The 11,809-nt window shown below is 42.8% G+C and carries 12 protein-coding genes; 9 read left to right on the forward strand and 3 right to left on the reverse strand.

Annotated elements, in window-relative coordinates:
• Positions 1-237: 237 nt before the first annotated feature.
• Entirely contained in the window at positions 238-513 is a 276-nt protein-coding gene (locus tag V7K21_RS15410) for a Uma2 family endonuclease (protein WP_335175645.1), read from the reverse strand.
• A 79-nt stretch (positions 514-592) separates the two neighbouring features.
• Here V7K21_RS15410 and V7K21_RS15415 point away from each other — a divergent pair, with 79 nt between their 5' ends.
• Together V7K21_RS15415 and V7K21_RS15420 are read left to right on the forward strand one after the other, a co-directional pair.
• On the forward strand, positions 593-892 hold the full coding sequence (locus V7K21_RS15415; RefSeq protein WP_335175647.1) for a helix-turn-helix domain-containing protein: 300 nt from the start codon (positions 593-595) through the stop codon (positions 890-892).
• A 2-nt stretch (positions 893-894) separates the two neighbouring features.
• Positions 895-1,206: a transposase gene (locus V7K21_RS15420; RefSeq protein WP_335175649.1), complete on the forward strand. Its 312-nt coding sequence runs from the start codon at positions 895-897 to the stop codon at positions 1,204-1,206.
• A gap of 162 nt (positions 1,207-1,368) precedes the next feature.
• Here the strand turns inward: V7K21_RS15420 and pheS are convergent, their stop codons facing one another.
• The gene (gene pheS / locus V7K21_RS15425) at positions 1,369-2,361 is read right to left on the reverse strand and encodes a phenylalanine--tRNA ligase subunit alpha (protein WP_335175650.1); all 993 of its coding nucleotides are present in this window, start codon (positions 2,359-2,361) and stop codon (positions 1,369-1,371) included.
• Positions 2,362-2,712: 351 nt separating this feature from the next.
• On the opposite strand from pheS, the gene surE reads away from it, so the two are divergent.
• The 7 genes from surE to V7K21_RS15460 all read left to right on the forward strand — a co-directional run bounded on the left by surE (position 2,713) and on the right by V7K21_RS15460 (position 10,300).
• Complete coding sequence (gene surE / locus V7K21_RS15430; protein WP_335175653.1) at positions 2,713-3,510, forward strand: 5'/3'-nucleotidase SurE; 798 nt, start codon at positions 2,713-2,715, stop codon at positions 3,508-3,510.
• 286 nt (positions 3,511-3,796) lie between these two features.
• The gene (locus V7K21_RS15435; RefSeq protein ID WP_335175656.1) at positions 3,797-4,693 is read left to right on the forward strand and encodes an MBL fold metallo-hydrolase; all 897 of its coding nucleotides are present in this window, start codon (positions 3,797-3,799) and stop codon (positions 4,691-4,693) included.
• A gap of 865 nt (positions 4,694-5,558) precedes the next feature.
• Complete coding sequence (locus V7K21_RS15440) at positions 5,559-6,659, forward strand: bifunctional riboflavin kinase/FAD synthetase (protein WP_442948891.1); 1,101 nt, start codon at positions 5,559-5,561, stop codon at positions 6,657-6,659.
• A 167-nt stretch (positions 6,660-6,826) separates the two neighbouring features.
• Positions 6,827-7,735 (forward strand): AAA family ATPase, encoded by a 909-nt coding sequence (locus tag V7K21_RS15445; RefSeq protein WP_335175660.1) that lies wholly within the window; start codon positions 6,827-6,829, stop codon positions 7,733-7,735.
• A gap of 749 nt (positions 7,736-8,484) precedes the next feature.
• The gene (locus V7K21_RS15450; RefSeq protein ID WP_335110202.1) at positions 8,485-9,141 is read left to right on the forward strand and encodes a DUF2301 domain-containing membrane protein; all 657 of its coding nucleotides are present in this window, start codon (positions 8,485-8,487) and stop codon (positions 9,139-9,141) included.
• Entirely contained in the window at positions 9,141-9,830 is a 690-nt protein-coding gene (locus V7K21_RS15455) for an ElyC/SanA/YdcF family protein (RefSeq protein ID WP_335175662.1), read from the forward strand. Before V7K21_RS15450 ends, V7K21_RS15455 begins: the two co-directional genes overlap by 1 nt.
• A 284-nt stretch (positions 9,831-10,114) precedes the next feature.
• On the forward strand, positions 10,115-10,300 hold the full coding sequence (locus V7K21_RS15460) for a hypothetical protein (protein WP_335175664.1): 186 nt from the start codon (positions 10,115-10,117) through the stop codon (positions 10,298-10,300).
• Between the two features lie 169 nt (positions 10,301-10,469).
• Here the strand turns inward: V7K21_RS15460 and V7K21_RS15465 are convergent, their stop codons facing one another.
• A complete protein-coding gene (locus V7K21_RS15465) occupies positions 10,470-11,654 on the reverse strand; it encodes an alpha/beta hydrolase (RefSeq protein WP_335175666.1) in 1,185 nt (394 codons plus the stop codon).
• Between the last annotated feature and the right edge of the window lie 155 nt (positions 11,655-11,809).

Consider the following 11,809-nt stretch of genomic DNA (forward strand, 5'->3'; position numbering starts at 1 on the left):
ATTGGTATCCAGGTACTGTGGCGAGGTTGGTTAAAATTACACGATCTCTGTGAGGGTTGGCAGCTTGCAAAAGAGACTTAACGGGAAAAGTCAGACAGATGTACGAGTACCTATAATAATTGGCTCTCCACTCAAAATTTCCGGGTTACGGGTAACGTAGCGCGAGGAGGTTTCAGCAAACATAGAATAAATCACTCAGCAGAACTGGCGTTGCCTTTAGTTTACCAATAGTTATGATCAGCAGCAGGCTGGTTTGCCTGTGTAATATGTACTGCTGCTCATCACTGTCGCACGAAAACCAGCAACAACAATTTCAACTTTGTTACTTAAGCGATTAACTGGAACAAACTTGAGGAAATTTACCAGTATAAATAGAGATATCTGGACATTTTTTGGACTTTCAGGTGGCATTGAAACTAACTCACCTGCTACCAGTTCATACTGGCTATCCGTGCGATCGTCATACTTCAAATATTCCTCTAGCGTTAGACGTTTGCCAGTGATTGCAGTCATATCACGTTAAGAGAAGTTATACCATTTTTGTATGAAGCTGCGCTAAATTATTCCCAAGGATCTATTTGGTGTAAGTGTGATGGGTCTCAAATTGCAAGTTGAAATTAAACAGAGCACAGAAGAATTGGAAAAAGCTGTCAAATATGCAGTAGAAGCTAGTAGCCTAGAGCGATTACAAATGCTCTACTGGCTAAAAACGGGTCAATTTACAAGTAGGCGAACGCTGGCAGAACGTTTAGGACGTGATGAAGCAACAATAACTCGTTGGTTGAAAAAATATAAAGATGGGGGATACAGAGGTTTGTTAGAGGTGAAACAAGCACCGGGTAAAGAGCCGATAGTTACTGGAGAACACTTAGAACGTTTCAGAGGTTTTTAGAGTTGTTATCAGCAGAAATTGGTAACGACGTTGCAGTTATTCAGTTTGACCAAGGCTCATTTCATACAATTAAAACTCTTGACTGTCCAGAAAATATTATACCAATTTTCCAACCACCGCACTCTCCTGAATTAAACCCAATTGAGAGGTTTTGGGAGTTTCTTAAGAGCAAACTGGAATGGGAGAATTGTAAAACCCTTTGCCAACTACGTCAGAAATTAACCTCTGTGCTAGAAACTATTACACCAGCGGTAATTACTTCTCTCACCTCTTACGACTTCATTCTTGAAGCTTTATTTAGCGCAGCTTCATAAAGAATTGGTATTAGATACTGATAGTTTAACAAATTCATCAATCCCGATCTATTATTTAAAACCACAGATAATTCATGGGTATTTATCTGTGGTTATATTTTCATCTAATTGACTTTTGCAAGAGATTTAGTAAACGCCTGATTATTTAAAGCGATCACTTACTTAAAATTGCTGTAAAAACCGCAAATCGCTAGCATACAAGCGACGAATATCATCGATTTGATGTAACACCATTGCAAAGCGTTCTACACCAAAACCGGCAGCAAACCCAGTATAAATTTCTGGGTCATAACCCACAGACTTAAGTACATTTGGATCGACCATACCGCAGCCCATTACCTCTAGCCAGCGCCCATTCCACTGCAAATCCACTTCAGCGGAAGGTTCGGTAAACGGGAAATAACTGGCGCGGAAGCGAATTGGTAACTCGCCAAATATTGCTTGTAAAAATACCTTAATTGTCCCCTTAAGGTCTGTAAAAGTTAGTCCCTCATCAATGGCTAAAAGTTCTATTTGATGGAAAACAGCTGAGTGAGTCGCGTCTACATTATCTCGCCGATAAACTCGCCCTGGAGCCACAACCCGAATCGGTGGTTCCTCTCTTTCCATATAACGAATTTGAACCGATGAGGTATGAGTACGTAAAAGATTACCATCTGGGAGGTAGAAGGTATCCTGCATATCACGGGCGGGGTGGTCAGGCGGGGTATTGAGAGCCTCGAAATTGTAGTAATCTGTTTCCATCTCTGGCCCTTGAGCCACGGTGTAGCCCATACCGACAAAGATATCCAGCGCCCGGTCGATAATGCCGTTGAGGGGATGAATGCGACCTTGGGGGCTGTAAATTCCCGGCATAGTAACATCCAGAGTTTCAGCCTCTAGCTGTACCTGAATTTGCGCGGCTTCCAGGGCGACGCGTTGCTGGTCTAGACTAGTTTGCAAAGATTCTTTGACTGTATTGGCGATCGCTCCAATTTTCGGTCGTTCCTCTGCACTCATTTGCCCCATACTTCGCAACAGTGCCCCCAGTTCCCCTTTCTTACCCAGATAGTTAACTCTGAGTTCCTCCAGACGTTCTAGGGTATCGGCGGCTGCGATCGCTTTTTCTCCTTCTTGCCGCAGTGCTAAAAGTTGAGCTTCTAAATTGCTAGTCATTAGTTATTAGTCATTGGTCATTAGTCATTAGTCTATAGTCAAAAGCTGTGAACTGCTCGATAAATAAACTTACACCTATGCCATTAACATCAGCTAAAGGTGAGGGTTGAAACCAAACTTTTGTTTATCAGTTAGAGACGATTGGGCTAGTACAACTTGGCATAAATCCAGCTAACATCTTAATCAACAAGACTTGGCATTTAAGACAAGGGGCAAAATCCCCTTGTTAAAGGTAGCCAAACTGACGCCACAGTGTACTAGTATGGATGTTTTTTTGCTGCCTGTGACCTCCGACATTGACAAATGGCTAATAACAAATAACAAATAACTAATGACCAATGACCAATAACTATGAAATTACTAATTAGTAACGATGACGGCATTTCTGCCTTGGGTATCCGTACCTTAGCCAACTACTTGGCAGAGGCAGGTCATGATGTTAGTGTAGTTTGCCCAGATCGAGAGCGATCAGCAACTGGACATGGATTAACTCTACACCAACCAATTCGCGCCGAAATTGTTGAAGAGATTTTTCATCCTGCTGTCAAAGCTTGGGCTTGCGATGGTACACCTTCAGATTGTGTCAAATTGGCGCTGTGGGCTTTGCTAGATACTCCCCCTGATTTGGTTCTCTCTGGCATTAATCAAGGTGCGAATTTGGGAACTGAAATCCTGTATTCCGGCACTGTTTCGGCGGCAATGGAAGGTCTAATTGAAGGCATTCCCAGTGTAGCGCTAAGTCTTATTAGTCACACATCTAAAGACTTTCAACCTGCTGCTAAGTTTGCCAAAATTCTCGTAGACCAGTTAGCCCAAAAACCGCTGCCAGATTTGATGCTGCTCAACGTCAATATTCCTGCTGTTAAGTGGTCAGAAATTGCCGGAGTTACTCTTACCCGTCAAGGAGTGCGGCGTTACATTGATGTGTTTGATAAACGAGTTGATCCTCGTGGAAAAACGTACTACTGGTTAACCGGAGAGGTAATTGAGGAAATAGAACCTCCAACCGGATTAAATCTGCCTCAAAATGTACCTACAGACGTGTACGTTGTACGTAAAAACTATATCAGTATTACCCCGTTACAATATAATCTTACTTACGTAACTGGACTAGATAAATTGTCTGAGTTGGAATTCAAGTTTTCGTGAATCATTTGATTAATCAGGATAAAACTGGGGTTATTCAAATGCATCACAGAAAAATGTAGGCTATAACGTAGGGGCGCTCTTGAAATAACTGATACACATCCATCCCAATAAATTGAGAATTTTACTTGAGAGTATTTTATCCACATTTACACAATTAGCCAGAAACAGGGTATGCTGTTTTACCAAGAAATCCTTCCTTTATCAAAATCAGTAAGACAGCATAAACTTAGACAAAATAAGTAGCAATTTTTCATTTATCGCCCGCTCAGTCCAGCAAGCAACACCCATGTCTAGGATAGAGAACCAGTTTACCGTACAATTTTGGGGCGTTCGCGGCAGCATCCCCAGTCCAGGGCCACACACCGTTCGTTACGGCGGTAATACCCCTTGCATATCAATGCAAGCGGGCGATAAACGCTTAATTTTCGATGCCGGCACAGGACTACATGTTTTGGGGCAATCTTTGTTGTGCCAAATGCCGTTAGAAGCTCATATATTTTTTACCCACTCTCACTGGGATCACATGCAGGGTTTTCCCTTCTTTACCCCAGGATTTGTAAAGGGGAATGATTTTCATATCTACGGCGCGATCGCTCCTGATGGCTCTACCATAGAACAGCGCCTCAATGACCAGATGTTGCACCCGAACTTTCCTGTACCCTTGCAGATTATGCAAGCCAATTTAAATTTTTACGACATTCGACCGGGGCAACCAATATACATCGATGACGTTACTGTAGAAACAGCACCTCTAAACCACCCAGGTGAAGCCGTAGGATACCGCGTCAACTGGCATGGTGGTGCTGCTGCTTATATTACCGATACCGAACATTTTCCCGACCGACTCGATGACAATGTGCTGTGGCTAGCTCGTAATGCTGACATTCTGATTTACGATTCCACCTATACAGACGAAGAATACCATAGCCCAAAAACTCCAAAAATTGGCTGGGGACATTCTACCTGGCAAGAAGCAGTGAAAGTGGCACAAGCTGCTAACGTCAAAACTCTGGCGATTTACCACCACGACCCCGCGCACAATGACGACTTTTTAGATCATGTAGGGAAACAAGCATCTGCGGAATTTCCTGGGGCTATCATGGCACGGGAAGGAATCGTACTCCAGGTTCCCACCTCAGTTTCTTTATCAGAATCTTTTCCTGTTAGTAAGTTTTCTACCTAAAGATTGCGATCAGAGGAATTGGAGATTTTAGATTAGATTGGTGATCAGAAGCTTTCAGCGTGAGAGCGTATTTGTTGGCTGTACAGTGAGACAGCGCTGCCCAGAGTTGTCACGCCGACCACAGGATAAGGGCGACAACAGGAGGACACACTTTATAGATTCACCAACACAGCCCAGATACCCACAGACGCCCTCTCTTGCGGCTGATGGGAGGGTAAAACCTTGTTGCAGTCTCAACACGAAACTAGAGCCTTTTTAGCTCTCGTATTTGAGGTTGTCTGGACTTAGCAATTAACTGTCAACCAATTTTGGATTTTGGATTTTGGTGAAGCAGCACGGTGAGCCAGGCGCGAACAAGTCGGGAAACCGCAAGGGCGCACTGCCTCCTTTATGCCTCTTAACCCTTCCACCGCAGTGGCTCCCCATGAGCGACTGCACTAAGCCGAAGGGATTGAAACAAACCAATGTCTTCTCTGCGAGACGCTTTGCGAACGTAGCAAAACGAAGTCTGGTTGGCTCTGATAGCGCAGCGTTAGCGATGTAAGAGCGTCAGATTTTAAATTGAGGATTTTGGATTTGTTTCGCCCTAACATGGTGGGGCATGAACCAAAAAATCTAAAATCTAAAATCTAAAATTTGTAATTAAGCTAATCGCATAAGAAACCATCTTGGATGACTTGCCGTGGCTTAGGCTTTTGGCTGATAGTTAAAAGGAGTTACATTAACATCCTGGCTGATAGCATAAGACCTCATGGGCAGTTGGTGGAAGTTCAGACCGTCTACAAAAGCTGTCCTCCTCAAGGCGGTTTACCATAAGGTAGCTTCCTGCTGATAGCTAAAATAAACCTAAAATCTCAGAATCCACGTGCTAAATTTGTCTAAAAATGGGTGTTCTATGTGGGTTGCTTCTTCGAGCGAAGGGCTGCTAATGCCTACTGCTGTTGCCCTTGGCAAGTTTGATGGTGTTCATCTTGGTCATCAAAGGGTAATTCAACCAGTCTTGCACGCTGGTGGTCACTTGTCAGTAGCCACTAGTCCGCAGTCAAAGGAAAATCAACAACTAGCAACTGACAACGGACAATTGACAAATAAAGAATATACCTACTCAACAGTTGTCACCTTTGACCCCCATCCACAGGAGTTTTTTACGGGGCAACCCCGAACTTTGTTAACACCACTGGATGAAAAAGTCCAACAATTGCGATCGCTTGGGGTAGAACAACTGGTACTACTACCCTTTGACAAAGAATTATCTGCCTTGACACCCGAAGAATTCGTACAAAGAATTCTCGTGCAACAACTGCGATGCCAGCAAATTAGTATAGGGGAAGATTTTTGTTTTGGTGAAAAGCGTAGTGGTACTGCTAAAGATTTGCAATTAATCGCCGCCAAGCACAATATCCCCGTTACCATTGTTCCCTTACAAACTTATACAGGTGACTCGCCCACCCAAAGCAATTGCGTCACTACTACTCCGACTCAGGATGCCCGCATTAGCACTTCATTGATCCGCCAAACCCTTGAGCACGGCGACATCGAAAACGCAAATCTTCTACTAGGACGCCCCTACACTCTCATTGGTGTTGTCGTTCAAGGTCAACAATTAGGCAGAACCATTGGCTTTCCCACGGCCAACCTCCAACTACCAAAAGAAAAGTTCTTGCCCCACCAAGGAGTTTACGCTGTCCGCGTTTTCACTCTCAGTGAAACATCAGATGCTACTCCTAGTGAGAGCTTGGGCATAATGAATCTCGGTAACCGCCCAACTGTAAACGGTACTTATTCATCTGCAGAAGTACATTTATTCGATTGGTCTAGTGATTTGTATGGTAAAAAACTGGCTGTGCAGCTAGTTAAATTTTTGCGCCCTGAACAAAAATTTTCTTCTTTAGAAGCTCTGAAAACACAAATTCAACTTGACTGTATTGTTGCTAAAGAAGTTTTGAGTGCTGGATTGCAAAGTTAAAAGTTAAGAGTTAGGAGTAGACGCGATTAATTGCGTCTGTACAGGAGTTAGAAGTTAGGAGTGGGAACAATGTATTTAGAGAAATTGGGCATTGGGCATTGAAAATAATCCAGTTCCCAGTCCCCAGTCTCCATTACCCATTCCCTATTCCCCACTCCGCGCACTGCATGAGAGAAAAAATTGACGTTTTAACACAAAATCTGGCTCTTACCATCGTTGGTAAAACTGAGGCAATACGCTTGGTGCTAGTCGCCTTGCTAGCTGGTGGTCATGCCCTCCTAGAAGATGTCCCTGGCGTTGGTAAAACCCTGCTCGCTAAATCCCTAGCTCGTTCTGTGGATGGCAAGTTTCAACGGCTACAATGTACCCCTGATTTACTGCCAACTGATATTACTGGCACCAACATCTGGAACCCAAAAAGCGGTGAATTTACTTTTCTTCCTGGACCAGTCTTTGCGAATATCCTCCTAACTGACGAAATCAACCGTGCTACACCCCGCACTCAGTCAGCTTTACTGGAAGTCATGGAAGAGCATCAGGTAACAGTTGATGGTGTCTCTCGTGCAGTTCCTCAGCCCTTCTTTGTTATTGCCACTCAAAACCCTATCGAGTATCAAGGTACTTTTCCCCTGCCGGAAGCGCAAATGGATCGGTTTATGTTGTCGCTGAGTTTAGGCTATCCTTCCGAGGCAGAAGAACTCCAGATGCTGCAAAATCTGCAAAATGATGTAAAAGTTACTGATTTGCAGCCTTGTATTACCTTGGCAGAAGTACAGGAATTGCGTTACTTCTGCTCTCAAGTAAAAGTGGCAACCTCCTTGCAACAGTACATCCTCGAATTGGTACGGGCAACACGCCAAGATGAGGAAATAGCCCTTGGTGTCAGTCCGCGTGGCACATTAGCATTACAACGTGCTGCCCAAGCGCTAGCTTTTCTATTAGGGCGTGATTATGCCATTCCCGACGATGTGAAATTTCTCATCCCTCACGTTCTTTGCCATCGCCTCATCCCTAGAGGAGGACGCAACGCGAGAACTGTTGTTGAGCGGTTATTGCGATCGGTTTCTATTCCTTAAGACCTGACAACTTGAGAAAAAGTCTTTTAAACGGGTAGAAACGGGAGCAATGCTCCAAAGTTAAATCAGGTTTTAATTCTCAGTTATATAGCTATATTATCAATAATATAGCTATTTAGCTGCAATGCCTGTGGTGGTTACTAAGCGGCTAGTGAGCGCACTTGTACTGAGCGCGAAGTAGTCGAACCATGCCGTACCCCTACGGGGATCTTGCTAGCAAAAGCGTCTCCAAGAGTTGTGCGGGCTATGACGCTCGTTCGCCTTTGGCGTCTCCCCTTTTCCCAAAGGGAGAGGCTAACGCCAAGGGAGAAGACTCACTAACGCTTCTCTACGAGACGCGTTAGCGAACGCTATCGGGGTTGCACTATTAAATAGGTGATTTATACCCCTAATTATTTAGTACCTGACTTTGGAGCACTGCTCTCGGCAGAAACTGAGTTTTATTCGGTGCGGGTTAGATGATAACGATCGCCAAAGTTTCATCTCTTAAAAAATGTGTTTTTGGTAGTAAATCTAAAGCGTAGAGAGTGCATCTGGGGTTTCCCTAATTAGAGCAACTGGCGTTGGGCACTGCACATAACCTAAAAATAAGGGTTTGAGCGCACTGTAGGCAGTGCCCACCCGACAAAATTGCTTAAAAATTTAGGGATTGTGACACTAAGTTAGTTTTATTAACCATAATAAAAAGAGTAACTCTTAAGCAATTTCTTGGTGTACTCTACTAAAGAATCATAACTATATTCTTGAATATGACTACGCAAACACTATCTGTACCAAAAGTTTATCAAGGTCAGTTTGGGGAATTTACAATTACTCAGAGCGATCGCACTGGTGTAATTATCTATCGGGCTGGGTTATTAGTAGCAGCACTGAGCTTTGCCATAGGCAGTGCTTTAGTTTTGCTCAACAATAACCCGACTGTTTTTACCGCACTTACACCTCTATATGCTTGTTTTAGTCTCGCTCTTGGTGTAAGTTTATTTACCATTCATATTTACATGGCATCACTGCACCGAATGTTGCAAATTTTTTGGGCGATCGGTAGTATAGCATCAGTGATTCTGGCAATCTCTAGTAGTGAACCTTTGGCTCTCACTATTTACAATCAGCCTGTTACCTTATTTGGAGTTGGTTTTATCTTCGTTGCTTTGACAGGTATTTATTTTAAAGAGGCTTTTTGCTTTAATCGCCTGGAAACCAAAGTATTAACCCTAACAGTACCGCTACTGTTGTTAGGACATTTGGTGGGAATTCTACCAACTCAGGGGGAAAATGTTTTATTAGGAATTTGGGCGACGTTGTTTTTAGTGTTTGCGCTGCGAAAGACAGTGCAAGCAATTCCTGCTGATATTGGAGATAAGTCTGTCTTTACTTACTTGAAAGAACAACGTTTAGCTAAGGTTTAATGCAGGCAAAAAATCGTCGGCGTCAAAAATTTCCAAAAATCAAACTAATAAAACGCCAAGAAATGTGGATACTTACGGCTCAGGGGTGGGCGATTGCAATCGCTTTGATTGCTTATTTAATATTTTTCACTATTACTCATGTACACTCATTTCTCGCCGTGACTTCCCCTATGAAATCAGCAGAAGTATTAGTAGTTGAAGGATGGCTGCCTGATTACGCAATAGAAGAAGCTTTGACTGAATTTAAAACCGGTTCTTATCGTCTAGTAATTACCACAGGAGGCACAATAGAAAAAGGAAATTATCTTAGTGAATACAAGAACTTTGCAGAAGTGTCAGCCGCCACCTTCAAGAAACTCGGTTTAGAATCAGACAAGGTGGTAGCTGTTCCGACACCTGTGGTAATTAAGGATCGTAGTTATGCATCTGCTGTCGAATTTAAGCGCTGGCTATCTAATTCAAATTTACAGCTACAATCAATTAATATTTTTTCCTTAGACGTTCACACCCGTAGGAGTTGGTTGTTGTTCAAAAAATTACTTACCCCTAATATTAAAGTTGGTGCGATTGCTGCCAAAACGCAAGATTACGATCCAAATGAATGGTGGGGTTATAGCCAAGGCGTACGGACAATTATTGATGAAGCGATCGCTTATATTTATGTGCGGTTTTTGAATTGGAAAGCCTAAAAGTGATAATTAGTAATTCGTAATACTTGCCTTCTCTACGAAACCAGAGGCGAATGGCGAGAAGCAAGCTACGTAATTCATAACTTTGAGTTACAAACTACGAATTATGTTGGTTCCTAACTACTTATAAAAGTTGGCTGAGATTTTTCTTTTACCAGAGTGATGGAAGAGCGATAAATCCACGATAAATTGGGGGACTTTGATTCGGTTCCCCCCTTAAAAAGCTAGGGTGTACACACAAGTATGACCAGCATAGGTTTCAACTCTTCTAATAGTTTCGTAGGGTGCGTTATGGACACGCCGAAATAACAAATGAGTTCGCCGAAATAACGAATGAGTCCGCCGAAATAACAAATGCGATCGCCGAAATAACAAATGCGTTGGCTAGCAAGAACCGCAGGCATCGCCATGATTGCAATAATTTAGCTTTCTCACGCCAGCGTAACGCACTGCAAATCTTTGGTAGATGAAGTTTTTCCGACTTGTGTGTACACTATAGCCTTAAAAAGGGGGGTTAGGGAAATGAATAAGTGCATAAAATCACAGCCAACCACTTTTAAAACATCCTCTTAGAGGAGCAAAAGTGTAGCTTTGGCTCTTTGGGGTGCTTTTACTATGGGCAATTTAACGGACATTATATTACTTACCAAGAATTTGCAATAATGCTTGTCGATAAATTTTTAGACCCTCTGCATTTAAATGGTCACCATCACTCGTCAAATTCTCTTTAAGAACATTATTTTCATACAAAGGTGTTAGTCCTGCTGCTGCAACTGGCACTTTTTCAATTTCAGCAACTCGATTAATCAGAACATTAATTTGTTCAACTCTAGAAAGTGGGGCTGCTACAGTTGGATCTAAGCTTGCTGCAACTGTTGAATAAAAAGCCGGAATCAGAAAAATCTCTTTAGTTTCCATTGTGCGGATAAGTGCGATCGCCTCTTGCAGATTTTTGCTAAATAACTGATCACTAATTCCATACCAAGCATCATTTCCACCTATGGCAATAATCGCCTTTTCGCATTTAAGCTTAGTAGGAATTAAACTTTTCAGTTGTTCCAGCAATGAAATTGTACTCAGACCATTTAACCCAAAATTAAAAGTGCCATTCCCAAGAGTATTACCAAGTTCAGCCGAAATAGAATCACCGAATAAGCAACCTGAGAACTGTTTACCTTGGGCGGCGAGTATCTGATATTGCAGCGCAATTTGCCCTAAGGGTGAAGAACTTACATTGTCCTTTGGTGGTGTATCAGCAGAACCAGAAGATAAATTAGCCATGCTGACTAGCTTGGAAATTTTTGACACGTCAAAGACTAGTTGATTACTGGGATAGGCTTCTAGAAAGCTGGTTATCCCTAAACCTTCTGGTGATTTTGCTCCTAAGATAATGGCAGCTCGTAGGGCTTGTATACTGCCTTGATCACGACGGGCGATCGGGGAGCGTGTCGGAAAGACAGTCGCTTGGGAAGCAAAAGATAAAATTTGCTTCCCTATTCCTGTATTTATCAGCTTATCTAAAGCCGCAATATCAAGAGACATTTTCACCTGAAGAGCATCTTGGAACTTCTGTTTATCCTTAGCGCTAAGGTAACCTAAGAAAGATTGCAAATCGCCAGAAACCTTTTGTGTCTCGGCATACTTGCGTATATCTGCCACTGGGAGCGATTGCTCAAACAATCCGTACCTGGCAACAATCTTTTCGGCGGCCAAACTCGGCAACAAACCAAAGCCACTATGCAGCAGTAAAAATATTAAGCACCCAGATAGGCATATTAAAAGACGATAGAAATATTGCATCGCAGAAGATAGTGGAATAGTCAACAGTTAATAGTCAATGGTCGAGAGTCAAGAGTCAAGAGCCTAGAGTCAATATTTAATAGTCGTGCGATTCGCTGATTAGTAAAATCACGGTAATTAGTCCGTAAATAACTAATCCAGCCTGACAGCAGATTACTGTCACTAAAGGCTGAACTCTC

It is taken from the genome of Nostoc sp. (genome assembly GCF_036919595.1).
GTDB lineage: Bacteria > Cyanobacteriota > Cyanobacteriia > Cyanobacteriales > Nostocaceae > Nostoc.